Origin of the sequence: Mumia sp. ZJ1417, from assembly GCF_014127285.1 — a bacterium.
Taxonomy (GTDB): domain Bacteria; phylum Actinomycetota; class Actinomycetes; order Propionibacteriales; family Nocardioidaceae; genus Mumia.
Map to the genome: position 1 here is coordinate 1,420,067 of NZ_CP059901.1, position 26,362 is coordinate 1,446,428.

The following is a 26,362-nucleotide window of genomic DNA, read 5'->3' on the forward strand; positions in this document are numbered from 1 at the left end:
GATGATCGGCAAGGAGCGGGCGCTGCACGCTCGCCGATACGAGATTCCGATGGTCGACCCGGTCGAGATGGAGCCGAAGGACATCCCGATCGACCCGTACGCACTGGGGCTGCTGCTCGGCGACGGCTGCCTCACGACCAAGACGACCCCGACGTTCACGACCGCCGATCCAGAGCTGGCCGACGCGCTCGAGGGACTGCTTCCCGCGATCCAGGTCGCCCGCCGTGGCTCCGACTACGACTACGTGCTCCGACACACCGAAGGTGGACGCGGCGGCCTTCGCATCGCGAACCCCGTCACCGTGGCCGTCAGGGATCTCGCGCTCGTGCACAAGACCTCACCCGCCACGTTCGTGCCTGTCGCGTACCTCTACAACTCGCGTGAGGTCCGGCTCGGTGTCCTGCAGGGCCTGCTCGACAGCGACGGCGGGACGGTCACACAGGACGGCCGGACCTGCCGGATCCAGTACACGACGACGTCGCCACGGCTTCGCGACGACGTGACCTTCCTCGTACGTTCGCTCGGCGGAGTCGTATACGTGCATACGCGTCAGGCGAACGGTCGCAAGCCCGGGCTCGCGAGGGGACGTGAGGTTGCCTATCGGCACGACGCCTACACGCTCGACATCCGGCTTCCGGAGGGTGTCACGCCGTTCCGCCTCGCGCGCAAGGCAGACGCGTACGCGGCAACCGGTGGTGGTCGGCCGATGCGGTTCATCGACTCGATCGAGCCCGCCGGTCGTGCGGAGACCGTGTGCATCGCGGTCGGTGCTCAGGACTCGCTCTACGTGACGGACGATTTCTTGGTTACGCACAACACGTTGAACGATGCGTTCATCATCCTCGACGAGGCCCAGAACACCTCGCCCGAGCAGATGAAGATGTTCCTCACCCGGCTCGGCTTCGGCTCCAAGATGGTCGTCACCGGTGACATCACCCAGATCGACCTGCCGGGTGGCACGCGCAGCGGCTTGCGGGTGGTGCGCGAGATCCTTGACGGCGTCCGGGACATCTCCTTCCAGATGCTGACCTCCGCGGACGTGGTCCGCCACAAGCTGGTCGGTCGCATCGTGGCCGCCTACGACGAGTATGAGGACGAAGGTCATGAACGTCGACGTACTCGATGAGTCCAGCTGGCGCGACGAGTCCGGCGAGCCGGTCGACGTCGAGCGCCTGACCCGCCTGTCGCGGTTCGTGATGACCGAGATGCGGCTGGCCCCGGCCACCGAGATGACGATGATCGTCGTCGATCCGGGCACGATGGCCGAGTACAACGAGAAGTGGATGGACAAGAAGGGTCCGACCGACGTCCTGTCTTTCCCGATGGACGAGCTGCGACCCGGCTCCGACGACCTCGACGCCGAGGAGGGCTATCTCGGCGACATGCTGCTGTGCCCCGCGGTCGCCGCCAAGGATGCGGCCAGCGAAGGCCTGGATCTCCGCGACCACCTCGAGCTGCTGACGGTCCACGGGATCTTGCACCTTCTGGGCTACGACCACGCCGAGCCCGAGGAGCACCGCGAGATGTTCGCCCTCCAGGACGTCGTCCTGGCCAAGTGGCGCGAGGCGGAGCCACCGCAATGACGATCGACGTCTGGCTGGTCGTCCTCGCCGTCGCTCTGGTCGGGTTGGCGGGCCTGCTCGCCAGTGTCGACGCCGCGCTCTCCACCTTCTCCAAGGCTCGCGCCGACGAGCTGGTCGCCGAGGGGCGCTCCGGTGCCACGCGGGTCGCGCGCGTCGTCCGCGACCCCGCCCCGTACATCAACACGGCGCTGCTGCTGCGCATCGTGGCCGAGACCGGCGCCGTCGTCCTCGTGGCGGTCATGTTCGCCCGTGCCATCGACGGGCTCTGGCAGCAGCTGCTGCTCGCGACGCTGGTGATGTCGGTCGTCTCGTTCGTCGCGATCGGTGTCGGCCCTCGTACGCTCGGCCGCCAGAACTCCGAGCGCGTCGGCCTGCTGTCCGCCGGGCTGCTCATCGCGATCACCCGCATCCTGGGCCCCGTCCCGCGCGTCCTCATCGCGATCGGCAACGCCCTCACCCCGGGCAAGGGCTTTCGTGAAGGCCCGTTCTCGTCCGAGGCAGAGCTGCGTGAGCTGGTCGACCTGGCTGAGCAGAGCGCGCTGATCGAGTCCGGCGAGCGGCAGATGATCCACTCCGTCTTCGAGCTCGGCGACACCGTCGTGCGCGAGGTGATGGTGCCTCGTACGGACGTCGTGTTCATCGAACGCACCAAGAAGCTGCGCCAGGCGATGTCGCTCGCGCTGCGCAGCGGCTACTCCCGCATCCCGGTGACGGGCGACAGCCTCGACGACGTCGTCGGCATGGCCTATCTCAAGGACATCACCAAGCGCGTCTTCGACAACCGTGACGCCGAGACGACCGAGCGGGTCGAGTCGGTGATGCGGCCGTGCCTGTACGTCCCCGACTCCAAGCCGGCGGCCGAGCTCCTGCGCGAGATGCAGGCACAGCGCACCCACGTGGCGATCGTCGTCGACGAGTACGGCGGCACGGCGGGCATGGTCACGATCGAGGACATCCTCGAGGAGATCGTCGGCGAGATCACCGACGAGTACGACGCGCCGCCGGAGGACATCGAGCACCTGTCGAACGGCTCCGTACGCATCAGCGCACGCTTCGACGTCGACGACCTCCAGGAGCTGTTCGGGGTCCCGATCGAGGACGACGACGTCGACTCGGTGGGCGGCCTCATGGCCAAGCACCTCGGCAAGGTCCCGATCGCGGGGAGCGAGGTGTCGCTCGACGGGCTGCGCTTCGTCGCCGAGGCCCCGCGCGGACGACGCAACCGGATCGGCACGGTCATCGTGAGCCGAGAGGCCTCCGGCGGTGATTCGGAGGAGTCGGTCGGCGCGAGCGCGTCGGGTTGAGGGTCCGCCGATACCCTGGACCTCATGGTTTCCCCACCCCTCACTGTCGACGACCCTGAGGATCGCAAGATCCTCACCCTCGCCCGCGCGACGCGGGCGCGGACCCGCGCCGCCGAGGGGGCATCCGTGCGCGACCGCGACGGTCGAACGTACGCGGCATCGACCGTCGAGCTGCCCTCGCTGAAGCTGACCGCACTCCGTCTCGCGGTCGCGATGGCCGTCTCGTCCGGAGCGACCGGCCTCGAGGCTGCGGCGCTGAGCACCGACGGTGACGGCGTGAGCGACGACGACATGGCGGCGGTCCGCGACCTCGCCGGCGCGGGTGTCCCGGTCCTGGTCGCCGACGTCCACGGCACGCCGCACTCTCGGGTGGACTCGTGAGCACGTTCCGGTCGGGCTTCGCATGCTTCGTCGGCCGTCCCAACGCCGGCAAGTCGACACTCACCAACGCGCTCGTCGGCGAGAAGGTCGCGATCACGTCCTCGCGTCCGCAGACGACCCGCCACGCGATCCGAGGGCTGGTCCACCGCCCCGAGGGTCAGCTGATCCTGATCGACACCCCGGGGCTCCACCGCCCGCGCACCCTGCTGGGGGAGCGGCTCAACGACCTCGTTCGCAGCACGTGGTCGGAGGTCGACGTGATCGGCGTGTGCCTGCCGGCCGACCAGCGGATCGGTCCTGGCGACCGTTACCTCATCGGCGAGCTCGCCAAGATCCGACGCAGGCCGATGCTGGCGCTCGCCACCAAGGCGGACAAGGTCGCGCCCGAGCGGCTCATCGAGCACCTCGCGGCGATCGCTGCGACCGGCGACGAGCTCGGCGTCGAGTGGAAGCACGTCGTCCCCGTCTCCGCGGTGTCCGGCTACCAGGTCGAGCATCTGCGTGACCTGCTGATCGCCGAGCTGCCCGAGGGGGTCCCGCTCTATCCCGACGGCCACCTCACCGACGAGCCTGAGGAGACGCTGGTCGCCGAGGTGATCCGTGAGGCGTCGCTCGAGGGCGTGCGCGACGAGCTCCCGCACTCGATCGCGGTCGTCATCGAGGAGATGGTGCCGCGCGAGGACCGACCCGAGGACAAGCCGCTGGTCGACGTGCGGGCCACGATCTTCGTCGAGCGTGACAGCCAGAAGGGCATCGTGATCGGCAAGGGCGGTTCGCGCCTGCGCCAGATCGGCACCGACTCGCGCGGACAGATCGAGCGGATCCTCGGCACCCCGGTGTTCCTGGACCTGCGGGTCAAGGTCGCCAAGGACTGGCAGCGCGATCCGAAGCAGCTGCGCCGCCTCGGCTTCTAGCCCGCGGGCTACTTCTTGGTCTTGGCGAAGCAGACGCCCCACCGCTCGCCGCGCTGCCACGCGGTGCGGCTGGGGGAGATGTAGCCGTAGTCGAACGACCCGCGGGTGTCGAGATAGCGGCGCACGCCCGCGGGGCAGCGGTCGCGCATGGTCGCCTGGACCTTCTTGGTGCCGGGGTACCTCACCTTCGCGGCGCCGAGCCGGATGGTGTCCACCCCGCGCCACTGGTGACGGGTCGAGCAGGTCACTGTGCCGCTGGCGCTGCGGATGTCACCGCGCACGCACTGCATGAAGTCGCGGCCGCGCTTGCCCTTGAGCGCGTTCTTGGTCCGAGCGGGCAGCGCAGCCAGTCGTGCGCTGTTCGCCGACAGCACGAGGTCGCACCGCATCCAGTCGGCGCCCTCGGCGGTCTGCGCTGCGCTGGGGACACCGACGACGAAGCCGAACTGCGACCGCTTCAGCGTCTTGGCGTCGGTGCCGAGCCAGCCGGCAGCGGCCCGCTCGCAGTACGGGCGGGCCGAGCGGAGGATGCGGGTGGTGTCGTACGCGGTGACAGCGGCCTTCACGGAAGCGTTCATCGGGCGTACGAGAGAGGTGACCGAGGTCGCACCTGAGCACGTGATCGGGGCGGCATCGTCGTCGCTGACGCGCAGCGCGACGTCGACCGTGCTCGGCTTGCGGCACTCGCCAGCCTTCGGTGGAGCCGCGACAGGCTCTGCGGTCGGGGTCGGTGCGGGGGTCGTCCCTGTGGCAGGCGGCAGCGAGCGTACGGGCGGGGGCGGCGCGTCGTCCGCACCGGGCGCAGCGCCGCTGATGTCGCCGGCGGAGCCGCAGGCGGTGACGAGCACTAGCGCCGCAGCGCCGACCACACCCAGCAGCGAGTTGCGGGCGCGGGTGCGGGGGCGTCGGAGAGCCGACACGGTACGTCCTCCCGGGGGGTTCGGCGGTACGACGGCAGCCAGTGTACGGGCAGGAGGTGAGGGGACGATGGCGCCTTTGCACAGCCTTACGGGGTGAGCAGCGCCGCCAGCGTCGCACCGAGCTCGTAGGCCTGCTCCCGCTCGGGCGCACCGACGTTGCCGAGCACCTCGAGCACGGGCGCTGCCTGTGTCCATGGCAGCGCGCCCGCGATCGACTGCACCGCTCGTACGGCGCCGGTGGTGTCGTACCGGCCGTGCACCCAGAGCCCGTACGGCCTGGTCCTGCGGACTCCGTCCTTCGTGCCCGCTGCGGAGCCGTCCTCGCTCAGCGCACCGCCGGCCTCGAGGAAGATCGTGTCGAAAAAGTGCTTGAGAGCTCCGCTCATATAGCCGAAGTTCGCGGTGGTGCCGAAGAGGTACCCGTCGGCCGCCAGCACGTCGCCGGCCCGGGCCTCCAGCGCCGGGAGGACGACCACCTCGACACCCTCGAGCGCAGGATCGTGCGCGCCTGCCACCGCGGCGTCCGTGAGCGACTGGACGGTCGGTGTCGGCGAGTGGTGGACGATCAGCAGGGTGGACATCTCGCGAGACTAGCGCCGTCGTGGGCTATGCTGACGCCAGCCATGTACATCGCGCGCCTCCTCCTTCGGTGCCGCGGCGAGGGTTCGCACTAGGTCGGACCCCCTCGTCGCGGCGTTCGTCATGGCCGGCCGTCGCCGCACCGCGGCGCTTCTCATCTCAGACGAGCCCCGAACGAGGACATCACCATGGCCATCTCCCCTCAGCAGCCCAGCGGTATGCCATACCAGCGCTACCCGACCTTCCCTGCGATCGACCTGCCCGACCGCACCTGGCCGTCGAAGACGATCACCGAGACCCCTCGCTGGCTCTCGACCGACCTGCGTGACGGCAACCAGGCCCTGATCGACCCGATGACGCCCGCCCGCAAGCGCCGCATGTTCGACATGCTCGTACGGATGGGCTACAAGGAGATCGAGGTCGGCTTCCCGAGCGCGAGCGAGACCGACTTCGCCTTCGTCCGTCACCTGATCGAGGACGACCTGATCCCCGATGACGTGACGATCTCCGTCCTGACGCAGGCCCGCGAGGACCTGATCGACCGTACGGCGCAATCCCTGGTTGGCGCCAAGAACGGCAGCATCCACCTCTACAACGCCGTCGCCCCTCTCTTCAGGCGCGTCGTCTTCGGCGTGGACCGCAACGAGTGCCGGGCGATCGCTGTCCGAGGCACCGAGCTGGTGATGAAGTACGCCGAGGAGTACCTGCAGGGCACCGACTTCGGCTACCAGTACTCGCCGGAGATCTTCACCGGCGCCGAGCTCGACTTCTCGATCGAGGTCTGCGAGGCGGTGATGGACGTCTGGCAGCCTGAGGACGGCCGCGAGATCATCCTCAACCTGCCGGCGACTGTCGAGATGGCGACGCCCAACACGTACGCCGACCAGATCGAGTATTTCGGCCGACACGTTTCGCGCCGCGAGAACGTCGCGATCTCGCTGCACCCGCACAACGACCGCGGTACCGCCGTGGCCGCGACCGAGCTGGCGATGATGGCCGGCGCCGACCGCGTCGAGGGCTGCCTGTTCGGTCACGGCGAGCGCACCGGCAACGTCGACCTGGTGACGCTGGGCATGAACCTCTTCAGCCAGGGCATCGACCCGCAGATCGACTTCTCCGACATCGACGAGGTACGCCGCACCGTCGAGTACTGCACCGGTCTGCCGGTCCACCCGCGCCACCCGTACGCGGGCGACCTGGTCTACACCGCCTTCTCGGGCTCGCACCAGGACGCGATCAAGAAGGGTCTGGAGGACCTCGACCGCCAGGCGGCCGAGCGCGGCATCCCCGTGTCGGAGATGCCGTGGGAGGCCCCGTACCTGCCGATCGACCCGCACGACGTCGGCCGCTCGTACGAGGCGGTGATCCGCGTGAACAGCCAGTCCGGCAAGGGCGGCGTCGCGTACATCATGAAGTCCGAGCACAAGATGGACCTGCCCCGTCGGCTCCAGATCGAGTTCAGCCGCGTCGTCCAGTCGATGACCGAGGGTGAGGCCGGCGAGATGTCGGTCGACGAGATCTGGAAGGCGTTCTCCGCGGAGTACCTCGAGCGGACGGCACCGTACGCGCTCGAGGCGTTCCGCTCGTCGACGATCCAGGACGGGCTGGACGAGCTCGTCGTGGACGTCCGGGTCGGTGAGACCGTCCAGTCGATCAAGGGCGAGGGCAACGGCCCGGTCGCCGCGTTCGTCGACGCCATCGCGTCGGTCAACGGAGACATCCGGGTGCTCGACTACGCCGAGCACGCGCTGTCCTCCGGCGGCGACGCGGCCGCGGCGGCGTACGTCGAGTGCGAGATCGGTGACCAGATCGTCTGGGGGGTCGGGGTCGACCCGAGCATCGTGACGGCCTCGCTCAAGGCGGTCGTGTCCGCCGCCAACCGCGCTGCGGCGACCCGCGTCTGACGCCGTTCCGCCGGCAGGTGCGCTAGGACCGCGCCGGCCGGCGGGTACGGGCGGGGGTACGCCCCGCGCCGCCACTGCGGCTCGACGTCGTGTCCGAGGGCAGCGCCAGCGTGGCCGCCAGGCCGCCCACGAGGATGAGGGCGGCGACCGCGGTGGTGACCTTGCTGGCGGTGATCAGCGACGCCTGTGCGACCTCGCCCACCTCGGCCGTCGCAGGGTCCTCGAGGAGCTCCGGGATCGCTGCCCCGACGCTGTCGCGGACGAGCGAGACGGCCGCGTCCTGATCGGGCCCCGGCATGTCCGTCCGCGCGAGCTCGTCGGCCGTCTGCGCGGCGAGGGTCGAGATCAGCAGGCCGCCGAGGACAGCGATGCCGAGCGCGGAGCCGAGTTGGCGGACCGTCGTCAGGAACCCGGAGGCCTGTCCGCTCGAGCCGACCGGGATGTCGACGAGGATGGCGCTGGTCAGCTGCGCGGTCGCCATGCCCACGCCGATGCCGTACAGGAACAGCAGGGCCGCGATCGCGGGTCCGCTGACGTCGGTGCTGATGACGAGAGCGGTCCCTGCGATCGCCACGACCTCGAGGGCCAGGCCGATCCGGATGACGGCGCGCTGCCCGAGACGGTTGGTGAGCGGAGGGGTAGCCCCGGAGGCGAGGAAGGTGCCGACCGCCAGCCACAGGACGAGGACTCCGGTGCCGAGCGGGGTGTAACCGAGGGCACCCTGCAGCAGCAGTGGGAGGGTGAAGATGAGGCCGATCTCGCCGAGCGCGACGACCATGGCGGCGATCGACCCATACCGCAGTGAGCGGAAGCGCATCAGGCCGAGATCGACCAGCGTGACTGCGCCGGCACGTGCGCGGCGCGCCTCGACGACGACGAACGCGACCAGGAGCAGCACGCCCAGCGCGAGCGAGAACGGGACGGGGGAGAGGGCGCCGGACTCCTGACGCCACCAGCCGTAGTACTGGCCCTCGATGAGGCCGAACACGACTCCGCCGAGGCCGAGCGTCGAGAGGAGCAGGCCGGGCAGGTCCGTGCCGGGGCGGATGTCGTCGTCGCGGGTCTCGTCGAGGACCTTGACGATGCCGACGAGCGCGAGCAGGCCGAACGGCACGTTGATCCAGAACGCCCACCGCCACGTCGACTCAGTCGCGAGCCATCCACCGATGAGCGGACCGACTGCGACCATGCCGCCGACGGTCGAGCCCCAGATCGCGAACGCGATCCCGCGGGCACGGCCCTGGAACGTCGCGTTGAGGGTCGACAGGGTGGCGGGCACGATCATGGCGGCGCCTAGGCCCTGCACGAACCGGGCGGCGATGAGCATCTCCTGGTTCTGCGCCGCCCCGGCACTGAGGCTGGCGACCATGAACAGCACCAGGCCGGCCGCGTACACCCGGCGGCGACCGATCCGGTCGCCCAGGCGGCCGGCTGCGAGCAGGAGCGAGGCGAGCATCAGGAGATAGATCGCGTTCATCCACTGCGCGCCGGCAGCGGTCAGCCCGAGGTCGTCGATGATCACCGGGACCGAGACGTTGACGATGGTCATGTCCATCACGACGAGCGAGACGCCCAGCGAGAGCGTCAGCATCGCGAGCCACTGGCGCTGCGTGATCGGGGTGTCGTCGCTCATGAGGCTCCTCTGCTCGGGCGCAGGGGCGCCGCTGGATCGCTGGATCGTAACAGCGTTCCGTCCCTGCGGAGGAGGGTTGAGTCAGACGCGGGTCGCGGCGATCTCCGCCACGTCGGCGGGTGTCGTACGGCAGCAGCCCCCGACGAGGTTGGCGCCGGCGTCGCGCCACCGGCCCACCCACGTAGCCCACGAACCACGGGCGGTGGTGCCGGTCCATCGCCGCGCGGCAGCGTCCCACACCTCGCCCGAGTTCGGGTAGACCGCGATCGGCAGGTCGGTGACGGCGGCGATGCGGTCCACGAGTGGGGCGATGTGCTCCAGCGGCGTGCAGTTGATCCCGACGGCGGCAACACCGTGGTCGGCGACCAGGCGCACGACCTCAGCGACGGGCGTCCCGTCGCTGAGGTGCGTATCGTCGCGTGCGCTGAACGTCACCCAGGCGGGCACGTCCACGTCGTCGAGCAGGTCGGCGAGCGCCGCGGCCTCGAGGGCGGAAGGGATCGTCTCGCACGCCAGCACCTCCGGACCGGCGTCGGCGAGCAGGTGCAGGCGCTCACGATGGAAGTCGCGGAGCGCCGGCACGTCGAGACCGTAGTCGCCTCGGTACTCCGAGCCGTCGGCCAGCGCGGCGCCGTACGGGCCGACGGACGCGGCGACCACAGGACGCCGGCCGGGGTTCTCCTGCACGTAGGCATCGCGGGTCTGGCGCGCGAGGGTCACCGCGGACCGGATCAGGCGCTCGGCCTCGTCGGCGGGCAGGCCGAGCCGCCCGAAGCCACCGACCGTCGCCTGATAGCTCGCCGTGATGATCACGTCCGCGCCGGCCTCCAGGTAGTCGCGGTGGACCTGCGCGATCAAGGCTGGGTCGTCGCGCAGCAGCGACGCGGACCACAGGGCCGACGAGAGGTCTGCGCCGTGCCGCTCGAGCTCGGTCGCGAGTGCGCCGTCGAGCACGACGAGTCGGTCGCGGTCGGCCCACGTGTCGCGGAGCGTAGTCATCGGCTCACGCTAGCGCGCTCCCCGCGGGTCATCGGTCGAGCAAGTCCTGCATCTCGTCGACCTCCGCGCGTTGCGTGTCGGAGATCTGCTGCGCGAGGGCGGCGACCTTCGGGTCGCTGCCGGTGCTGAGCACGTCCTCCGCCATCGTGATCGCTCCCTCGTGGTGGGCGATCATCTGGCGCAGGAACTCCTCGTCGAACGCCGCGCCCTGGAGCGCCGCGAGCCGGGTCAGATCCTCGGGCGACATCATGCCCTCCGCGTCACCGTGGCCGGCGTGGTCGTCGCCCTCCTCGGACGGCACGGGCTCGTCCCACTTCTCGAGCCAGGCGGTCATCGTCGCGATCTCGGGATCCTGTGCCGCGCTGATGCGCGCGGCGAGGGCCGTCACCTCGGCACCGGCACGCGTCGGGGCGAGCGAGGCCATCTCGAGGGCCTGGCGGTGGTGGGGGATCATCTGCTGGGCGAACGTGACGTCCGCCGCCGCGCGATCCGCGGACGTCGAGGAGGAGCCGTGCTCGCCGTGCCCGTCGGCACCAGCGCCGTCTTCGCCCGCACCGCAGGCCGAGATGCCGAGGCCGAGCGCGAGAGCGGACACGAGAGCGGCGGCACGTCGCCGTGCGGTGTACGTGATCATGAAGGCAACATACCCCTAGGGGGTACAGGTATCAACCCTTGGTCCCGGCGAGGCCTCCACCCCGTACGACGAACGGCCCGGCAGAATGGTGCCGTGGTGTTGTACCGAGACGAGGCCGTCGTCCTCCGTACCCAGAAGCTGGGTGAGGCGGACCGTATCGTCACGCTCCTGACCCGACACCACGGCCGTGTCCGTGCCGTCGCGAAGGGGGTCCGCCGGACGAGCTCACGTTTCGGCTCGCGCGTCGAGCCGTTCATGCATGTCGACCTCCAGCTCGCCGAAGGCCGCACGCTCGACGTCATCACGCAGGTCGAGACCCTCGACGCCTACGCCGGCCGGCTCGGCAACGACTACGGCGCCTACACGTGCGGCACGTCGATGCTCGAGTCCGCCGACCGGCTCGTCGGCGAGGACGGGCACCCCGCGGCCCAGCAGTACCTCCTCCTCGTCGGAGCCCTGCGGGCGCTCGCGGAGCGTCGCCACCCCAGCGGGCTGATCCTCGACTCGTTCCTGCTCCGGTCGCTGGCGATCGCCGGCTATGCCCCGAGCTTCGACGCGTGCGCCCGCTGCGGCGTGGGCGGCCCTCACCGCGCGTTCAACTCCGGTGCCGGCGGCATGCTCTGCACCGACTGTCGGCTCCCCGGCTCGGCCAACCCGGCGCCGGACACCGTCGCGCTGCTCGCCGCCCTGCTCAGCGGTCTGTGGCCGCAGGCCGAGGCGGCGGGGGAGCGCGCGACACGCGAGGCGAGCAGCCTCGTCGCGACGTACCTCCAGTGGCACCTCGAGCGCAGCCTGCGCTCGCTGGACTACGTCGACCGCTGACCCCGGTCCCGATCGAGGCGAGAGACAATGGCCTCGTGACGCGCACTCCCGTACGACGCCCGACGCCGCACCCTTCCGGCGCCACCGCCCCCGACATCCCGCTCGACCAGGTCCCGAAGCACGTCGCGATCGTGATGGACGGCAACGGACGCTGGGCCAAGGAGCGTGGGCTTCCCCGTACGGCGGGTCACGAGGCCGGCGAGTCCTCGCTGTTCGACGTCGTCGAGGGGGGCATTGAAGTCGGCGTGAAGTGGATCTCCGCGTACGCCTTCTCGACCGAGAACTGGAAGCGTTCGCCGGACGAGGTCCGCTTCCTCATGGGCTTCAACCGCGACGTCATCCGCCGTCGCCGCGACGAGATGCACGAGCTCGGCGTCCGCGTGCGCTGGGCGGGGCGGCGTCCGCGCCTGTGGGGCAGCGTCATCAAGGAGCTCGAGATCGCCGAGGAGCTCACGAAGGACAACGACGTGCTGACGCTCACGATGTGCGTCAACTACGGCGGCCGGGCCGAGATCGCCGATGCTGCTGCGGCGCTCGCTCGCGATGTGGCGGCAGGGCGGGTCAAGCCGGGCAAGATCGACGAGGACCTGTTCGCGCGCTACCTCGACGAGCCGGACATGCCTGACGTCGACCTGTTCTGGCGCACCTCGGGCGAGCAGCGCACGAGCAACTTCCTCCCGTGGCAGGCGGCGTACGCCGAGATGGTGTTCTCCGACATCGCCTGGCCCGACGTCGATCGGCGCGCGCTGTGGGAGGCGATCGAGGAGTACGCCCGCCGCCACCGCCGCTACGGCTCGGCATGAGCCTCTTCGTGTCTGCGTGCCCGTGCGGCTCCGCCGAGCCGTACGACGCGTGCTGCGGGCCGCTGCACCGCGGCGAGCGGCAGGCGGCCACGCCGGAGGAGCTCATGCGCGCGCGCTACGCGGCGTACGCCGTCGACGCTCGCGACTACGTCTTCCGTACGTGGCACCCGCGGACCCGCCCCGACGACGTCCCGTCGACCCCGGGCCTGACGTGGGAGCGGCTCGAGATCCTGGACGCCGCCGACGACGAGGTCGAGTTCGTCGCGCACTACCGCACGGCCGACGGGCCGGGCACCCTGCACGAGCGCAGCCGCTTCGAGCAGCGCGCGGGGCGCTGGTTCTACGTCGACGGATAGGCTGAACCTCGTGCGTATCGCGAGATTCACGACTGACGAAGACCCCCGGTTCGGCGTCATCGGCGAGGCCGACGGCGTCTCGGTGATCGCGGTGATCACCGGCGACCCCCTCTATGCAGGAATCCAGCTCACGGGCGAGAAGATCCCCGTGGACGACGTGCGGCTCCTGGCACCGGTGCTGCCACGCAGCAAGGTGCTCGGCATCGGCCGCAACTACGCCGCACACGCGGCGGAGCTCGGCAACGAGGTGCCGTCCGAGCCGCTGGTCTTCCTCAAGCCCAACACGAGCGTGGTCGGGCCTGGCGACCCGATCCTCTATCCCGACTTCACCGACGATCTCCAGTACGAGGGCGAGCTCGCCGTCGTGATCGGCAGGATCTGCAAGGACGTCCCCGTCGAGGACGCCGCGAAGGTGATCCACGGCTACACCATCGCCAACGACGTGACCGCGCGGGACCTGCAGCGGACCGACGGTCAGTGGACCCGCGCCAAGGGCTCGGACGGCTTCTGCCCGCTCGGGCCGTGGATCGAGACCGACCTCGACGTCGCCGACCTGCAGATCACCACGACCGTCGGGGACCGTGTTGTCCAGGACGGCAGCACGGGCCAGATGATCTTCAAGGTCCCCGAGCTCATCGCGTACGTCTCTGGCTTCATGACGCTGCTCCCGGGCGACGTCATCCTCACCGGCACCCCCGAGGGTGTCGGGCCCATGAACCCTGGTGACGAGGTCAGCGTCACCGTTGAGGGCATCGGAACCCTGACCAACAAGGTGGTATCCCGTGACTGAGTCCAACCGCGCTGTCCGCGTGCGCTTCTGCCCGTCCCCGACGGGCAACCTGCACGTCGGCAACGTACGGACCGCACTGTTCAACTGGGCGTACGCCCGCCACAACGGCGGCCGCTTCGTCTTCCGCGTCGAGGACACCGACGCCGCGCGCGACTCGGAGGAGTCCTACCAGGGGCTCCTCGACTCGCTGCGGTGGCTTGGTCTCGACTGGGACGAGGGGCCGGAGGTCGGTGGCGACTTCGGTCCGTACCGGCAGTCCGAGCGCATGGACCTTTACGCCCAGGTCGCCGACAAGCTGGTCGAGGCCGGCTACGCCTACCTCGCGTACGACACGCCGGAGGAGCTCGAGCAGCGGCGCGAGCAGGCGCGTGCCGAGGGCCGTTCGAGCGGCTACGACGGCCTGCACCGTGACCTGACGGACGAGCAGCGTGCCGCGTACGAGGCGGAGGGGCGCAAGCCCGTCATCCGCTTCCGCATGCCCGACGAGGCGATCACGTTCACGGACCTGGTCCGTGGCGAGGTGACGTTCGAGCCGGAGCACGTGTCCGACTACGTCATCGTGCGCGCCAACGGCCAGCCGCTCTACACGCTGACCAACCCTGTCGACGACGCGGCGATGGGCATCACCCACGTGCTGCGCGGCGAGGACCTGCTCAGCTCGACGCCGCGCCAGATCCCGCTGCACCGCGCGCTGGTCGCGCTCGGGATCGGTGAGGGCGTCGTGCCGGAGTACGGGCACCTGCCGTTCGTGATGGGCCCGGGCAACCGCAAGCTGTCCAAGCGCGACCCCGGCGGCGGCCTCGACGAGTACAAGCAGAAGGGCTTCCTGCCCGAGGGTCTGCTCAACTACCTCGCGCTGCTCGGCTGGTCGATCGGCGGCGACCGTGAGGTCTTCTCGCTGGAGGAGATGGCCGAGGCGTTCGAGATCTCCCGCGTCAACCCGAACCCCGCGCAGTTCGACCCGAAGAAGTGTGAGGCGATCAACGCCCAGCACATCCGCGAGCTGCCGGTCGAGGAGCTGGCGTCGCGGCTCGTCCCGTACCTCAGGGAGGCGGGCCTTCTGAGCCAGATGCCGTCCGACCAGGAGCTGGGGCTGCTGGCCGCGGCCACGCCGCTGGTCAACGAGCGCATCACGGTGCTGAGCGAAGCCGTGGAGATGCTGGCGTTCCTGTTCGTCAGTGAGGACGACTTCCGGGTCGATCCCGACGACGCGGCCAAGGTGCTCACCGAGGACGGCCTCACGGTCGTCCGCGCCGCTCGCGACGCGCTGGCGCCGCTGGAGCCGTTCGACACGGCCTCGATCGAGGCGGCGCTGCGTGCGGCGCTCGTCGACGGCCTGGGGCTCAAGCCTCGCCACGCGTTCGGCCCCGTACGCGTCGCCGTCTCCGGGCGCCGGGTGTCGCCGCCGCTGTTCGAGTCGATCGAGCTGCTCGGCAAGGCGCGCACGCTGACCCGCCTCGACAGGGCGCTCGAGGCCTGAGGCGGTCGAAGCATGCGGCCCCGACGTGAGAATCCTCACGTCGGGGCCGTTCTCGTTGCCGACGAACCCGAGTCGAGCCCGCCGCGTCGGTCGCTGGGTGGTCACGTGGTGGCCGTGGGCGACACGGCATCGACCGACTGCGCGGGGTCTGCGGAGAGCGCAAAGGCATGGTGACCTGGGAAGACGTTCTGGAGGAGACCCCGGATTTGGGGAGCGCGAACCCGTCCGGTAATGTTCTTCTCGGTTCGGGGCCGCAACGGGCTCGGGCCAAAGCCATGGGGTATGGGGTAATTGGCAGCCCGTCGGTTTCTGGCACCGTTAGTCTAGGTTCGAGTCCTAGTACCCCAGCGAAGGAACGCTCCGGAGCATCCGGTAGGGTTCTTTCATCACCACGGCCCCGTTGTGTAGCGGCCTAGCACGCCGCCCTCTCAAGGCGGTAGCGCGGGTTCGAATCCCGTCGGGGCTACAACAGGCGCCCGAGTCCTCAGGACTCGGGCGCCTTGGTGTTTACGGGGGTCCGTCCGTGGCGATAGCGTGAGCCTCGGTCGAGGGACCAAGGGGGAGCCATGCCGACGATCGTGATGACCGGCGGCTCCTCGGGCTTCGGTGCGGTCGCGGCCGAGCGCCTCGTACGGTCGGGCGACGTGCGACTCGTCGTCGGTGCCCGTGGCGATGCCCCGTACGGGGAGGCCCTGCCGCTCGACCTCGCTCGCCTCGACGCGGTGCGCGGGTTCGCCTTCGCGGTGGATGAGCTGCTGGGCGACGCGCCGATCGACGCGCTCGTCCTCAACGCGGGAGGGATCCGGCGGGACGTCGACGGTCGGACCGAGGACGGCTACGAGACGACGTTCGCGGTGAACCACCTGGCCCACTACCTGCTGCTGCGACGCCTGGCGCCCCGTCTGGCCGACGGCGCGGCCGTCGTCCTGACCACGAGCGGGACGCACGATCCTGCGACCGGCGCGGGCCTGCGAACACCCCGCCATGCCGACGCCGAGCTCCTTGCCGACCCGGCACGTGACCCTGGGACGGAGGACCGCCCGCGCAAGGCGGCCGAGCACGCCTACACGGCGTCGAAGCTGTGCGTGGTGCTCACCGTCAGAGCGCTGTCCGAGCGCGCTGACATCCGCAGCCGCCGGATGGCGGCGGTGGCGTTCTGCCCGGGCCAGGTCTTCGGGACCGGGCTCGCCAGGAACCTCCCCGCCCCGATGCGTGCCGCGTGGTCCGTGATGGCCGGGCCGGTGCTCGGGCCGCCCCTGCGCGCGCTCAACGCCACCCACAACACCCGCGATGCCGCAGGCAGAGCGCTCGCCGACCTCGCTCTGCGGCGTACGCGCCCGCCGGACGGCCGCACGTACGCCGCGCTGCGACGCGGGCGAGTCACGTGGCCGGAACCGTCGGAGCGTGCGCGCGATCTCGCGACCGCGCGAGCACTGTGGTCCGACAGCGCCCAGATGGTCGGCGTGATGGACTGATCGGGTGTACGGGCCGGCCACGGCGACGTCCGATTCCCGCTAGTTCCTGTCGGTGCGGCCAGGCATGCTGGGGGCATGAGGATCGACGAGGACCGCTGCTACCGGGCAGTGAGCGCAAAGGACGCCAGGTTCGACGGCGTCTTCTACACGGCGGTGACGAGCACCGGCATCTACTGCCGTCCGTCCTGCCCGGCGCGGACCCCGAAGCGCGAGAACGTGCGCTTCTACGCGACGGCGGCCGCGGCCCACGACGCCGGCTTCCGGGCCTGCCGCAGGTGCCGCCCTGACGCGGCGCCGGGGTCGCCCGAGTGGGACGTCCGTGCCGACACCGTCGGGCGGGCGATGCGCCTCATCCGCGACGGCGTCGTCGAGAGTCACGGCGTGCCCGGTCTCGCCGACAGGCTCGGCTACAGCACCCGGCACGTGCACCGGATCCTCGTGGACGAGGTCGGCGCCGGACCCCTCGCGCTCGCACGGAGCAACCGCGCCCACCACGCGCGCATCCTGCTGGAGACCACCGCCGTCCCCGTGACGGACGTGGCGTTCGCCTCCGGATTCGCGTCCGTGCGGCAGTTCAACGACACCCTCCGCACGGTCTACGACGCCACCCCGACCGCCCTGCGCGACGCAGCGCACCGACGCACCGCTCGCGCCCGGCCGGCCGCGTCGACCTCCGGGCGGATCACGTTGCGCCTCGCGGTGCGTGCCCCCTTCGCGTACGACCGAATCCTCGGGTTTCTCGAGACGCGCGCCGTCCCCGGCATCGAGACCGTGCGTGACGGCACCTACGCCCGCACGCTGCGTCTCCCGCACGGTCCGGGCGTCGTCGCCCTCACGCCGGCCGCCGACCACGTCACCTGTGCGCTCGAGCTCAGCGACCTGCGCGACACGATGACCGCCGTCACGCGCTGCCGCAGCCTGCTCGACCTCGATGCCGACCCGGTGGCGATCGACGAGGTCCTCGGCGCCGACGCCTCCCTCGGTGACGCCGTCCGCGCCGTCCCCGGCACCCGCGTGCCGGGCCACGTCGACGGCTACGAGCTCGTCGTCCGGGCGGTCGTCGGACAGCAGGTGTCGGTCGCCGGGGCGCGGACGACCCTCGGGCGGATCGTGCGCGACCACGGGTCGGCCCTCGATCCTCAGGCGCACCCGCTCGCGGCGGCGTACACCCTGACGCACGTCTTCCCCGAGCCGGACGCGCTGGCCGCCGTCGATCCTGCATCGCTCGGGATGCCGCGCTCACGCGGCGCGACGGTCGCCGGGGTCTCGGACGCGGTCGCCGTCGGCAAGCTCGAGATCTGCCCGAGCGCCGACCGCGCAGCCCTGCGCGAGGAGCTGCTGGCGCTGCGAGGCGTCGGCCCGTGGACCGCCGACTACGTCCTCATGCGTGCGACCCGCGATCCCGACGTCCTGCTCGCGACCGACCTCGTGATCCGGCGCCGGCTCGATGCCCTCGGGCTCGCGCCGACCCGTACGGTCGACCCGACCGCCGCCTGGAGCCCGTGGCGCTCGTACGCCGCGATACATCTCTGGAACCTTCCCGACACCCGACCGACCGAGAGGCAGCCATGACTGTCACGAACACCGCGTACGTCGACACCACGATCGGCGGCCTGCGCGTCCACAGCGACGGCGCTGCCGTCGTGGCGATCGACTTCGATGCCGAGCCCGAGGAGCCGGACACGACGGGTGACCCCGTCCTCGAGGCGGCCGTGACCCAGCTCCGCGAGTACTTCGCCGGCGAGCGTACGGACTTCGACCTCCCGCTCGGCCCTCGCAAGGGCTCGGCGTTCCAGCGCGCTGTCTGGAAGGAGCTCGCCGCGATCCCGTTCGGCGAGACCGCGACGTACGGGGAGATCGCGGCGCGGCTCGAGCTCGGCCCGTTCGGGGCGCGGGCGGTCGGGTCCGCGAACGCGTCCAACCCGATCCCCGTGGTCGTCCCGTGCCACCGCGTCGTCGGCGCCAACGGCACGCTCACCGGCTATGCAGGCGGGCTCCACCGCAAGCAGACCCTGCTCGACCTCGAGCGAGGCCCGGGGCTGTTCTGACCCGGCTACTCGCCGTTGCGGCGCAGCGACTGCGAGAGGCGCTCGGCGGCGGCGACGACGGCGGGTGCGTGCATGCGACCCGGCTGACGCGTCAGGCGCTCGACCGGGCCCGAGACGGACACCGCGGCGATGACCTTGCCGGAGGGGGAGCGGACGCTCGCGGAGACCGAGGCGATGCCCGGCTCGCGCTCACCGACGCTCTGCGCCCAGCCACGGCGGCGTACCTGCGACAGCGCGGCCGCGGTGAACGCCGCGTTCTGGAGGCCGCGGTTCATCCGCTCGGGGTCCTCCCAGGCGAGCAGGATCTGCGCCGCGGACCCCGCACGCATCGTCAGCTGGCTGCCGACGGGCACGGTGTCGCGCAGCCCCGTCGGGCGCTCGGCGGCGGCGACGCACACGCGGTAGTCGCCCTGCCGGCGGAACAGCTGTGCCGACTCACCGGTGATGTCGCGCAGGCGCGCGAGGACCGGCCCGGCCGCGGCGAGGAGCCGGTCCTCGCCCGCAGCGGCCGAGAGCTCGGAGAGGCGGGGGCCGAGGACGAAGCGCCCCTGCATGTCGCGGGCGACGAGACGGTGGTGCTCCAGCGCCACCGCGAGGCGGTGCGCCGTCGGGCGCGCGAGTCCGGTGCTCGACACGAGGCCGGCCAGTGTCGCCGGTCCGGCCTCGAGTGCCGACAAGACCAGTGCGGCTTTGTCGAGCACGCCGACTCCGCTAGAGTTGTCCATGCCTTGATATTGCCGTCTCGCATTGTGAAATGCAAGCATGGGCGAGCGAGCTCACGCCGGACTCGTACGAACATCTTGACGGCGCACCACGTGGAAGAAGGAGAGAGCAATGGGCAAGACCCTTGCGCAGAAGGTGTGGGACGAGCACGTCGTACGACGTGCCGAGGGGGAGCCCGACCTCCTCTTCATCGACCTTCACCTCATCCACGAGGTGACGAGCCCCCAGGCCTTCGACGGCCTGCGCCTGGCCGACCGTACGGTGAGGCGGCCTGACCTCACGCTGGCCACCGAGGACCACAACATCCCGACGACCGACCTCGACAAGCCGATCGCCGACCCGATCTCCCGGACGCAGGTCGAGACGCTGCGCCGCAACTGTGAGGAGTTCGGCGTTCGCCTCCACCCGATGGGCGACATCGAGCAGGGCATCGTGCACGTCGTCGGCCCGCAGCTCGGTCTGACCCAGCCGGGCATGACCGTCGTGTGCGGCGACTCGCACACCGCGACGCACGGCGCGTTCGGCGCGATCGCCTTCGGGATCGGCACCAGTGAGGTCGAGCACGTCCTCGCGACCCAGACGCTGCCGCAGGCGCACCCCAAGACCATGGCCGTCGAGGTCGTCGGCCAGCTGGCCGAGGGGGCGTCCGCCAAGGACCTCGTCCTCGCGCTGATCGCCCAGGAGTCCACCGGTGGTGGGCAGGGCTACATCGTCGAGTACCGCGGGGAGGCCATCCGCGCGCTGTCGATGGAGGCGCGGATGACGATCTGCAACATGTCGATCGAGTGGGGCGCCAAGGCGGGCATGATCGCGCCCGACGAGACGACCTTCGCGTTCCTCGAGGGGCGTGCGCACGCGCCGAAGGGGGCCGACTGGGACGCCGCCGTCGCGCACTGGCGCACGCTCGTCACCGACGACGACGCCGAGTTCGACAAGGTCGTCACCCTCGACGCCTCCCGGGTGACCCCGTTCGTCACCTGGGGCACCAACCCCGGTCAGGGCGTCCCACTGTCGGCCGACGTCCCGTCGCCGGACGACTTCGACGACCCGAGCGAGCGCGTGGCCGCCGCGCGCGCGCTGGAGTACATGGGCCTGACCGCCGGTACGCCGATGCGCGACATCGCCGTCGACACGGTCTTCGTCGGCTCGTGCACCAACGGGCGCATGGAGGACCTGCGGGTCGCCGCGGCCATCATCGAGGGTCACAAGGTGGCCGACTCGACGCGGTTTCTCGTGGTTCCCGGCTCGGTGCGCGTGCGTCTGCAGGCCGAGGAGGAGGGCCTCGACGTCATCTTCAAGGAGGCGGGCGCCGAGTGGCGCGGCGCCGGCTGCTCGATGTGTCTCGGCATGAACCCCGACCAGCTTGCGCCGGGTGAGCGCAGCGCGTCGACGTCGAACCGCAACTTCGAGGGGCGTCAGGGCAAGGGCGGCCGTACCCACCTGGTCTCGCCCGAGGTCGCCGCTGCGACCGCGGTCCTCGGACACCTCGCCTCACCTGCCGACCTCGTCAACGCCTGACCGACCCGCACGGAGAACGCCCATGGAGAAGTTCAGCACGCACACCGGCGTCGGAGCCCCGCTACGACGCAGCAACGTCGATACCGACCAGATCATCCCCGCCGAGTACCTCAAGCGCGTCACTCGCACCGGCTTCGAGGACGGCTTGTTCTCCGGCTGGCGCAAGGACCCCGCGTTCGTCCTCAATCAGCCGGCGTACGCGGACGCGTCGGTGCTCGTGGCCGGCCCCGACTTCGGCACCGGCTCGTCGCGCGAGCACGCAGTCTGGGCACTCCAGAACTACGGCTTCGCGGTCGTGGTCTCGCCGCGCTTCGGCGACATCTTCCGAGGCAACTCGGGCAAGGCGGGACTCCTCGCGGCCCAGGTCGACGAGAAGACCGTGGCCGCCCTGTGGGAGCTCCTCGAGGCGCAGCCCGGAGCGACGATCACCGTCGACCTCGAGGCGCGCACCCTCGTCGCCGGCGAGGGCTCCGACCGCATCGAGGACTCGTTCGACATCGACGACTACACGCGCTGGCGGCTGCTCGAAGGACTCGACGACATCGGCCTCACGCTGTCGCACGCGGACGCAATCAGCGCGTACGAGGCGACACGACCGTCGTTCAAGCCAGCAACGTTGTGACGAGCAGGTCACCCTCTCGATGACGTCGAAAGGGTAGGCCGTCCGCTCTGACCCGATTCTCGGAAACCACGTAACCACGGTGGTTTCCGAGAATCGGGTTTTTTGCGCGTCCGGACGACAGCAGTCGGAACGGCAGTGAGGGCGCGCTGCGTGTGGCGACACGTGGAGGCAACACGTTCGGACAAATGCCTCTACGGTGATTGAGTCGGACAAGGCGATTGCCTACCGTCAAACGCGAAGTGCCGAATCGTTCACGGAGAGGAACCGGTGAACAAGAGCGAGTTCGTCGAGGTGCTCGCGGCTTCCTTCGAAGGAAACCGTGCGCAGGCTCGTCGCGCGCTCGACGCTGTGATCGTGACTCTCACCGCCCGCCTGGCGAGCGGTGACCGTGTCGTGATCAGCGGGTTCGGAGCGTTTCAACAATCGATCCGCACCGGCCGAGAGGTCCGGAACCCGCGGACGGGGGAGATCCACGTGATCGCGGATCGGACCATCCCGAAGTTCATACCCGGAGGGGAGCTGAAGAACGTGGTGGCAGGTGTGAGGACGGCAGCCAAGAGGGCGCCCGCGAAGAAGGCAACCGCTAAGAAGGCGACTGCCAAGAAGTCCGCGGCGAAGAAGACGGCGGCCGCAAAGAAGGCGACGGCCAAGAGGGCGACTGTCAAGAAGGCGGCCGCGAAGAAGGCGACTGCCAAGAAGTCCGCAGCCAAGAAGACGACCGCCGCGAAGAAGGCGACCGCCAAGAAGACCGCAGCCAAGAAGACCGCAGCCAAGAAGACGACGGCGAAGAAGGCAACCGCCAAGAAGACTGCGGCCAAGAAGAGCACGGCGAAGAAGTCCGTCGCCAAGAAGACTGCGGCGAAGAGGACGGCCGCAAAGAAGACTGCGGCGAAGAAGACTGCGGCGAAGAAGACTGCGGCGAAGAAGTCCGCAGCCAAGAAGACTGCGGCGAAGAAGTCCGCAGCCAAGAGGTCCCCTGCAAGGAAGACCGCGGCGAAGAAGTCCGCCGCCAAGAAGACCGCACGCAAGTCACCTGCTCGCGTCACCGCCGGCGTGTGACCTCGACGACGGATGCGGCCTCGGGCGTGACCGGGGCCGCATCCGCGCGTCCGCGGTCAGTGGATGCGCAGGGCGGTGACGCGGTCTCGTCCCGCACTCGTCTCGACGATGACACGCTGCCCTGGGCGAAGGTGCCGGACCGGCGACGAGGCGACCACGTCGCTGTCGTACGACAGCGTCACGCCGTCGTCGAGCACGAGGGTGCCGCCCCGCTCGGCGTCGAAGGTGGCAATCGTGCCCTGCATGGAGGTCACCGTACCGTGACTGTCGCGAGGACCGCGGTCGTCCGGGGCCCGAGCGCGGTGCCGAGCGCGGCGAGGTGCTCGGGAAGATCGGTGTCCCGCTGCAGCCCCCGGCCGGCCGGGAGCGGCGTCGCGCCCTGAGCGACGTGGGCGGCCAACGAGCCGGCGCCGAAACGAGGCTCTAGCCGGTGCACGTCGGTGGCAGCGAGCAGGGTGGTGCCTGTGCCGTCCGCATCGGCGACCACGGAAAGGGGATAGGCCTCGGCGAGGCGCAGAGCGGCCGCGAGCTCGTCAGACGTCAGTGCGGGGAGGTCGGCCGTGAGGACCGCGACCGGAGCACCGCCCCCGCCCGCCTTCGCCAGGCCCGCGATGATCGCGGCGTCCAGGCCCCCTCCCGGGTCCGGAACCACCTCGTACGCACTGGTCGAGGACGCGGCGGCCAACGTCTCGTCGGACGTCACCACGATGACGCGCGCGACGACGGGACAACCAGCGACAGCGTCGAGGGTGTCGAGCGCCAGTGCCCGCGCGAGCGTCGGGCGCGCGGCTGCGTACGCGGAGAGCCGCGACTTGCCCACCGACGCGTCCTTCACGGGGACGACCACCGACCACCTTCGACTCACAGGTCGATCTTGCCCCATCGCGGCTCTACACCCCTTGGCGCCGGGTCGTGATGAACTAGGCTCACTCGGATGGAGAGTCCTGTCCCTGCCCGGTCCCGGCGTGATCCCGGGCTGGTCCTGAGGGCGATCGTGGCGACGCTGCGCGGTCCGGTGACGGTGATGGTGAAACGTGACTGGCGCGGCGCCGAGCATCTCCCGGTCGACGAGGGGTTCGTCGTGGCCGCCAACCACGTCTCTCACTCGGACCCGGTGATGCTCGCCCACTTCTTGTACGACAACGGGGTGCCGCCGCGCTACCTCGCGAAGGCGGCGATCCTCGACCTGCCGGTCGCGGGCAGGCTCCTTCGGACGACCGGCCAGATCCCCGTCTACCGCGGTACGGCGCACGCCGCCGACGCCTTCGCCGCAGCCAAGCAGGCCGTGCTCGACGGAGAAGGCGTCATCTTCTATCCCGAGGGCACGATCACCCGCGACCCGGACGAGTGGCCGATGTCAGGCAAGAGTGGGGCCGCGCGCGTGTCGCTGGAGACTGGCTGCCCAGTGATCCCGATTGCCCAATGGGGGCCCAACATGTTTCTTGAGCCGTACGACAAGGTGCCCCATGTGCTGCCCCGGAAGACGATGGTCGTCGCCGCAGGGCCCCCGGTCGATCTGGCCGAGCTTCGCGGTCAAGTGGTCAGTGCCGCTATCCTCGCCACGGCCACCGAACGCATCATGGATGCGGTGACCGAGGAGCTGGCCAAGATCAGAGGCATCTCCGCCCCGGACGGACGGATGTCTCTGGACGACCCCCGTGTGCGGCAGCGTCCACGACCCCGCCGCCAGTCGGCATCCCAGAAGGAGAATTGATCAATGCCGAAGACCGCAGTGCTCGGAGCCGGATCCTGGGGGACCGCGTTCTCGTTGGTCCTGGCCGACGCCGGCAATGACGTGCACCTGTGGGGCCGCCGGACCGAGGTCTGTGAGGTGATCAACCAGACCCGTGAGAATCCGGACTACCTTCCCGGGATCCTTCTGCCGGAGACGATCAAGGCCAGCCACGACCCCGCCGTCGTGCTGTCGGGTGCAGAGATCGTCGTCCTCGCGGTCCCGTCCCAGCAGCTGCGGACCAACCTCCAGGAGTGGGCCCGTCACATTCCGCCGGACGCCGTCATCGTGAGCCTGATGAAGGGCGTGGAGCTCGGCACCCACCTGCGCATGAGCGAGGTCATCGCCGAGCTGACCGGCGCGGGCCCGGAGCGGATCGCCGTCGTCACGGGCCCCAACCTCGCGCGTGAGATCGCTCAGCGCGAGCCCGCCGCAGCGGTCGTGGCGTGCGTCGACGACGCCGTCGCCAAGCGGCTCCAGGCGTGGTGCCACACGCCGTCCTTCCGCCCGTACACCAACACCGACGTCGTGGGCTGCGAGCTGGCCGGCACGACCAAGAACGTCATCGCGCTGGCCGTCGGGGTGGCTGACGGCCTCGGGTACGGCGACAACGCCAAGGCCTCGGTCATCACCCGAGGTCTGGCCGAGACCGCGCGCCTCGGGATGGCGATGGGGGCTGATCCGATGACGATGATGGGCCTGGCCGGGATGGGAGACCTGGTCGCGACGTGCAGCTCTCCGCTGTCGCGCAACCGCACCTTCGGCGAGAAGCTCGGACGTGGCATGAGCATCGACGAGATCGTCGCGTCGACCCGGCAGGTCGCCGAGGGCGTCAAGTCCAGCGACTCGGTCTCCGAGCTCGCGAGCCTCCACGGAGTGGACATGCCGATCGTGGAGCAGGTGGCGGCTCTCATCCGGGGCGAGACGAGCCCGAAGGAGCTCGTCGCCACCCTGGTCTCACGTACGCCGAAGCCCGAGGTCCGCTGACGAGGGGTCGAGCGCCTGCGCGACGTCGGCCCAAAGGTCGGCGAACCCCTCGATGCCCACCGAGACTCGGATCAGGGCGTCCGGGATCGTCTCCGGCTCGCCGGCCCAACGCCTGCGTCGTTCCCAGGTCGTCTCCACGCCGCCGAGCGAGGTCGCGCAGACCACGAGCTCGCTCGCCGTGGTGACACGGTGTGCGGCGACCGCTCCTCCCACCGGCTCGAACGTCAGGACCGTGCCGAATCCCGGATAGCCGACCGTCGCGACAGCCTCGTCGGCCTCGAGACGCTCAACGAGGCGCCGGGCGTTGTCCTGAGCGCGTTCGAAGCGGACCGCCAGCGTCCGGAGGCCACGCGTGGCGAGGTAGGCCTCCAGGGTGCCGGGCGTCGCGCCGTGCAGCCGCCGATAGGCCTCGAGAAGGTCGTAGGTCGCGTCGTCGGCGACCACCGCCACGCCGGCGAGGGCGTCGCTGTGACCCGCGAGAAGCTTCGTCGCAGAGTGGACGACGACGTCTGCCCCGAGGGCGAGCGGCTGCTGGACCAGCGGCGTCGCGAACGTGTTGTCCACGACCACGAGGGCGCCGCGGGTTCGTGCAGCGGCGGCAGTCTCGGCGATGTCGACGACCTCGAGTGCGGGGTTCGTCGGTGACTCGATCCACACCATCGCCGCACCCTCCGCGGCGTCGACCAGGGCGTCCGGATGTGTGACGTCGACCTCGCGGACCGTGAGGCGTCCTCTGCGCTCTCCGTCCCGCAGGAGCCCGAGCGTCCCGTTGTAGGCGTGGCGTGGCACCACCACGGCGCCTCCGTCGGGAACGAGCGAGAACGTCGCAGCAGCCGCTGCGAGCCCCGAGGCGTACATCACGGCACGTCCGCCCTCGAGCGCCCCGACGGCATCTTCGAACGCCTGCCAGGTGGGATTGCCGAACCTTCCGTACTCCAGCGCGCCTCCAGCCACGTATGTGCTAGCGGGGGTGAGCGGCACGTTCAGGGGCGCGTCCGGAGCGCGCGGCGGACGTCCGGCGGCGACGGCAAGAGTCTCGGGGGAGAGCGCGGATCGAGGGGAGTGTGGGCGGTCGGTGCGAGCCATGCCGACCATT

At 70.4% G+C, this 26,362-nt stretch carries 27 protein-coding genes, 2 tRNA genes and 2 pseudogenes; 22 read left to right on the forward strand and 9 right to left on the reverse strand.

Annotated features, from left to right (window positions below; genetic code table 11):
• Positions 1–67: 67 nt before the first annotated feature.
• The 6 genes and pseudogenes from H4N58_RS20600 to era all read left to right on the forward strand — a co-directional run.
• A pseudogene (locus H4N58_RS20600) lies at positions 68–556 on the forward strand (LAGLIDADG family homing endonuclease); the annotation flags it as partial.
• An 84-nt stretch (positions 557–640) separates the two neighbouring features.
• Positions 641–1,126, forward strand: a pseudogene (locus H4N58_RS20605) (PhoH family protein); the annotation flags it as partial.
• Positions 1,104–1,583, forward strand: coding sequence for an rRNA maturation RNase YbeY (gene ybeY, locus H4N58_RS06835; RefSeq protein ID WP_167007919.1), 480 nt, complete (start codon positions 1,104–1,106; stop codon positions 1,581–1,583). The pseudogene H4N58_RS20605 and the gene ybeY, both read left to right, overlap by 23 nt.
• On the forward strand, positions 1,580–2,887 hold the full coding sequence (locus H4N58_RS06840) for a hemolysin family protein (protein ID WP_167007921.1): 1,308 nt from the start codon (positions 1,580–1,582) through the stop codon (positions 2,885–2,887). The genes ybeY and H4N58_RS06840 overlap by 4 nt, the downstream gene beginning before the upstream one ends.
• 24 nt (positions 2,888–2,911) lie before the next feature.
• Positions 2,912–3,268 carry a cytidine deaminase gene (locus H4N58_RS06845; protein ID WP_167007924.1) on the forward strand — a complete coding sequence of 119 codons (357 nt, stop codon included), beginning with the start codon at positions 2,912–2,914 and terminating at the stop codon, positions 3,266–3,268.
• Positions 3,265–4,182 carry a GTPase Era gene (gene era, locus H4N58_RS06850; protein ID WP_167007927.1) on the forward strand — a complete coding sequence of 306 codons (918 nt, stop codon included), beginning with the start codon at positions 3,265–3,267 and terminating at the stop codon, positions 4,180–4,182. The genes H4N58_RS06845 and era overlap by 4 nt, the downstream gene beginning before the upstream one ends.
• 8 nt (positions 4,183–4,190) lie before the next feature.
• Here the strand turns inward: era and H4N58_RS06855 are convergent, their stop codons facing one another.
• Positions 4,191–5,102: a septum formation family protein gene (locus H4N58_RS06855; RefSeq protein WP_167007930.1), complete on the reverse strand. Its 912-nt coding sequence runs from the start codon at positions 5,100–5,102 to the stop codon at positions 4,191–4,193.
• Between the two features lie 86 nt (positions 5,103–5,188).
• On the reverse strand, positions 5,189–5,683 hold the full coding sequence (locus tag H4N58_RS06860; RefSeq protein ID WP_167007933.1) for a flavodoxin family protein: 495 nt from the start codon (positions 5,681–5,683) through the stop codon (positions 5,189–5,191).
• A 186-nt stretch (positions 5,684–5,869) separates the two neighbouring features.
• On the opposite strand from H4N58_RS06860, the gene leuA reads away from it, so the two are divergent.
• The gene (gene leuA, locus H4N58_RS06865; RefSeq protein ID WP_243843099.1) at positions 5,870–7,585 is read left to right on the forward strand and encodes a 2-isopropylmalate synthase; all 1,716 of its coding nucleotides are present in this window, start codon (positions 5,870–5,872) and stop codon (positions 7,583–7,585) included.
• Positions 7,586–7,607: 22 nt separating this feature from the next.
• On the opposite strand, the gene H4N58_RS06870 is transcribed toward leuA, so the two are convergent.
• The 3 genes from H4N58_RS06870 to H4N58_RS06880 form a co-directional block, all read right to left on the reverse strand.
• Positions 7,608–9,218: an MFS transporter gene (locus tag H4N58_RS06870; RefSeq protein WP_167007936.1), complete on the reverse strand. Its 1,611-nt coding sequence runs from the start codon at positions 9,216–9,218 to the stop codon at positions 7,608–7,610.
• 81 nt (positions 9,219–9,299) lie between these two features.
• Positions 9,300–10,217, reverse strand: a complete 918-nt coding sequence (gene mmuM, locus H4N58_RS06875) for a homocysteine S-methyltransferase (RefSeq protein ID WP_167251949.1) — start codon at positions 10,215–10,217, stop codon at positions 9,300–9,302.
• Between the two features lie 28 nt (positions 10,218–10,245).
• The gene (locus H4N58_RS06880) at positions 10,246–10,851 is read right to left on the reverse strand and encodes a DUF305 domain-containing protein (protein ID WP_167251948.1); all 606 of its coding nucleotides are present in this window, start codon (positions 10,849–10,851) and stop codon (positions 10,246–10,248) included.
• Positions 10,852–10,944: 93 nt separating this feature from the next.
• On the opposite strand from H4N58_RS06880, the gene recO reads away from it, so the two are divergent.
• From recO to H4N58_RS06930, 10 genes are all read left to right on the forward strand, one after another.
• Positions 10,945–11,673: a DNA repair protein RecO gene (recO, locus tag H4N58_RS06885; protein WP_167007945.1), complete on the forward strand. Its 729-nt coding sequence runs from the start codon at positions 10,945–10,947 to the stop codon at positions 11,671–11,673.
• A 35-nt stretch (positions 11,674–11,708) separates the two neighbouring features.
• Positions 11,709–12,476, forward strand: a complete 768-nt coding sequence (locus H4N58_RS06890; protein ID WP_167007263.1) for an isoprenyl transferase — start codon at positions 11,709–11,711, stop codon at positions 12,474–12,476.
• Complete coding sequence (locus tag H4N58_RS06895; protein ID WP_167251947.1) at positions 12,473–12,832, forward strand: YchJ family protein; 360 nt, start codon at positions 12,473–12,475, stop codon at positions 12,830–12,832. Before H4N58_RS06890 ends, H4N58_RS06895 begins: the two co-directional genes overlap by 4 nt.
• A 10-nt stretch (positions 12,833–12,842) precedes the next feature.
• Complete coding sequence (locus H4N58_RS06900; RefSeq protein WP_167007950.1) at positions 12,843–13,622, forward strand: fumarylacetoacetate hydrolase family protein; 780 nt, start codon at positions 12,843–12,845, stop codon at positions 13,620–13,622.
• Positions 13,615–15,102, forward strand: coding sequence for a glutamate--tRNA ligase (gene gltX / locus H4N58_RS06905; protein ID WP_167251946.1), 1,488 nt, complete (start codon positions 13,615–13,617; stop codon positions 15,100–15,102). Before H4N58_RS06900 ends, gltX begins: the two co-directional genes overlap by 8 nt.
• 276 nt (positions 15,103–15,378) lie before the next feature.
• Positions 15,379–15,450 (forward strand) — tRNA-Gln (locus H4N58_RS06910).
• A gap of 45 nt (positions 15,451–15,495) precedes the next feature.
• A tRNA-Glu gene (locus H4N58_RS06915) sits at positions 15,496–15,568 on the forward strand.
• Positions 15,569–15,668: 100 nt separating this feature from the next.
• Complete coding sequence (locus tag H4N58_RS06920) at positions 15,669–16,577, forward strand: SDR family NAD(P)-dependent oxidoreductase (RefSeq protein ID WP_167251945.1); 909 nt, start codon at positions 15,669–15,671, stop codon at positions 16,575–16,577.
• A 75-nt stretch (positions 16,578–16,652) separates the two neighbouring features.
• Positions 16,653–18,149 carry a DNA-3-methyladenine glycosylase 2 family protein gene (locus H4N58_RS06925; RefSeq protein ID WP_167251944.1) on the forward strand — a complete coding sequence of 499 codons (1,497 nt, stop codon included), beginning with the start codon at positions 16,653–16,655 and terminating at the stop codon, positions 18,147–18,149.
• Positions 18,146–18,625: a methylated-DNA--[protein]-cysteine S-methyltransferase gene (locus H4N58_RS06930; RefSeq protein ID WP_167007959.1), complete on the forward strand. Its 480-nt coding sequence runs from the start codon at positions 18,146–18,148 to the stop codon at positions 18,623–18,625. The genes H4N58_RS06925 and H4N58_RS06930 overlap by 4 nt, the downstream gene beginning before the upstream one ends.
• Before the next feature lie 5 nt (positions 18,626–18,630).
• Here H4N58_RS06930 and H4N58_RS06935 read toward each other — a convergent pair whose 3' ends face one another.
• Complete coding sequence (locus tag H4N58_RS06935) at positions 18,631–19,350, reverse strand: IclR family transcriptional regulator (RefSeq protein WP_167007961.1); 720 nt, start codon at positions 19,348–19,350, stop codon at positions 18,631–18,633.
• 109 nt (positions 19,351–19,459) lie between these two features.
• On the opposite strand from H4N58_RS06935, the gene leuC reads away from it, so the two are divergent.
• The 3 genes from leuC to H4N58_RS06950 all read left to right on the forward strand — a co-directional run bounded on the left by leuC (position 19,460) and on the right by H4N58_RS06950 (position 22,547).
• Positions 19,460–20,866 (forward strand): 3-isopropylmalate dehydratase large subunit, encoded by a 1,407-nt coding sequence (gene leuC, locus H4N58_RS06940; protein ID WP_167007965.1) that lies wholly within the window; start codon positions 19,460–19,462, stop codon positions 20,864–20,866.
• Positions 20,867–20,888: 22 nt separating this feature from the next.
• Entirely contained in the window at positions 20,889–21,488 is a 600-nt protein-coding gene (gene leuD, locus H4N58_RS06945; RefSeq protein WP_167007968.1) for a 3-isopropylmalate dehydratase small subunit, read from the forward strand.
• Positions 21,489–21,755: 267 nt separating this feature from the next.
• Positions 21,756–22,547 carry an HU family DNA-binding protein gene (locus H4N58_RS06950; protein ID WP_167251943.1) on the forward strand — a complete coding sequence of 264 codons (792 nt, stop codon included), beginning with the start codon at positions 21,756–21,758 and terminating at the stop codon, positions 22,545–22,547.
• 56 nt (positions 22,548–22,603) lie between these two features.
• On the opposite strand, the gene H4N58_RS20365 is transcribed toward H4N58_RS06950, so the two are convergent.
• Together H4N58_RS20365 and cofC are read right to left on the reverse strand one after the other, a co-directional pair.
• The gene (locus H4N58_RS20365) at positions 22,604–22,792 is read right to left on the reverse strand and encodes a cold-shock protein (RefSeq protein WP_167007973.1); all 189 of its coding nucleotides are present in this window, start codon (positions 22,790–22,792) and stop codon (positions 22,604–22,606) included.
• Between the two features lie 5 nt (positions 22,793–22,797).
• The gene (gene cofC, locus H4N58_RS06955; protein ID WP_167251942.1) at positions 22,798–23,412 is read right to left on the reverse strand and encodes a 2-phospho-L-lactate guanylyltransferase; all 615 of its coding nucleotides are present in this window, start codon (positions 23,410–23,412) and stop codon (positions 22,798–22,800) included.
• Positions 23,413–23,481: 69 nt separating this feature from the next.
• Here cofC and H4N58_RS06960 point away from each other — a divergent pair, with 69 nt between their 5' ends.
• Together H4N58_RS06960 and H4N58_RS06965 are read left to right on the forward strand one after the other, a co-directional pair.
• On the forward strand, positions 23,482–24,261 hold the full coding sequence (locus tag H4N58_RS06960; RefSeq protein ID WP_167007978.1) for a 1-acyl-sn-glycerol-3-phosphate acyltransferase: 780 nt from the start codon (positions 23,482–23,484) through the stop codon (positions 24,259–24,261).
• A 3-nt stretch (positions 24,262–24,264) separates the two neighbouring features.
• Complete coding sequence (locus tag H4N58_RS06965; RefSeq protein ID WP_167251941.1) at positions 24,265–25,266, forward strand: NAD(P)H-dependent glycerol-3-phosphate dehydrogenase; 1,002 nt, start codon at positions 24,265–24,267, stop codon at positions 25,264–25,266.
• Here the strand turns inward: H4N58_RS06965 and H4N58_RS06970 are convergent.
• On the reverse strand, positions 25,237–26,352 hold the full coding sequence (locus H4N58_RS06970; protein ID WP_167251940.1) for a PLP-dependent aspartate aminotransferase family protein: 1,116 nt from the start codon (positions 26,350–26,352) through the stop codon (positions 25,237–25,239). The two genes, H4N58_RS06965 and H4N58_RS06970, sit on opposite strands and share 30 nt — an antisense overlap.
• Positions 26,353–26,362 lie beyond the last annotated feature (10 nt).

Excerpts from the sequence above, each read along its gene's own strand:
- ybeY (WP_167007919.1), top strand. The coding sequence starts at position 1,104 with ATGAACGTCGACGTACTCGATGAGTCCAGCTGGCGCGACGAGTCCGGC.
- H4N58_RS06840 (WP_167007921.1), top strand. The coding sequence starts at position 1,580 with ATGACGATCGACGTCTGGCTGGTCGTCCTCGCCGTCGCTCTGGTCGGG.
- H4N58_RS06845 (WP_167007924.1), top strand. The coding sequence starts at position 2,912 with ATGGTTTCCCCACCCCTCACTGTCGACGACCCTGAGGATCGCAAGATC.
- H4N58_RS06860 (WP_167007933.1), bottom strand. The coding sequence starts at position 5,683 with ATGTCCACCCTGCTGATCGTCCACCACTCGCCGACACCGACCGTCCAG.
- leuA (WP_243843099.1), top strand. The coding sequence starts at position 5,870 with ATGGCCATCTCCCCTCAGCAGCCCAGCGGTATGCCATACCAGCGCTAC.
- H4N58_RS06870 (WP_167007936.1), bottom strand. The coding sequence starts at position 9,218 with ATGAGCGACGACACCCCGATCACGCAGCGCCAGTGGCTCGCGATGCTG.
- mmuM (WP_167251949.1), bottom strand. The coding sequence starts at position 10,217 with ATGACTACGCTCCGCGACACGTGGGCCGACCGCGACCGACTCGTCGTG.
- H4N58_RS06880 (WP_167251948.1), bottom strand. The coding sequence starts at position 10,851 with ATGATCACGTACACCGCACGGCGACGTGCCGCCGCTCTCGTGTCCGCT.
- H4N58_RS06895 (WP_167251947.1), top strand. The coding sequence starts at position 12,473 with ATGAGCCTCTTCGTGTCTGCGTGCCCGTGCGGCTCCGCCGAGCCGTAC.
- H4N58_RS06920 (WP_167251945.1), top strand. The coding sequence starts at position 15,669 with ATGCCGACGATCGTGATGACCGGCGGCTCCTCGGGCTTCGGTGCGGTC.
- H4N58_RS06925 (WP_167251944.1), top strand. The coding sequence starts at position 16,653 with ATGAGGATCGACGAGGACCGCTGCTACCGGGCAGTGAGCGCAAAGGAC.
- H4N58_RS06930 (WP_167007959.1), top strand. The coding sequence starts at position 18,146 with ATGACTGTCACGAACACCGCGTACGTCGACACCACGATCGGCGGCCTG.
- H4N58_RS06935 (WP_167007961.1), bottom strand. The coding sequence starts at position 19,350 with ATGGACAACTCTAGCGGAGTCGGCGTGCTCGACAAAGCCGCACTGGTC.
- leuC (WP_167007965.1), top strand. The coding sequence starts at position 19,460 with ATGGGCAAGACCCTTGCGCAGAAGGTGTGGGACGAGCACGTCGTACGA.
- leuD (WP_167007968.1), top strand. The coding sequence starts at position 20,889 with ATGGAGAAGTTCAGCACGCACACCGGCGTCGGAGCCCCGCTACGACGC.
- H4N58_RS20365 (WP_167007973.1), bottom strand. The coding sequence starts at position 22,792 with ATGCAGGGCACGATTGCCACCTTCGACGCCGAGCGGGGCGGCACCCTC.
- H4N58_RS06960 (WP_167007978.1), top strand. The coding sequence starts at position 23,482 with ATGGAGAGTCCTGTCCCTGCCCGGTCCCGGCGTGATCCCGGGCTGGTC.
- H4N58_RS06965 (WP_167251941.1), top strand. The coding sequence starts at position 24,265 with ATGCCGAAGACCGCAGTGCTCGGAGCCGGATCCTGGGGGACCGCGTTC.
- H4N58_RS06970 (WP_167251940.1), bottom strand. The coding sequence starts at position 26,352 with ATGGCTCGCACCGACCGCCCACACTCCCCTCGATCCGCGCTCTCCCCC.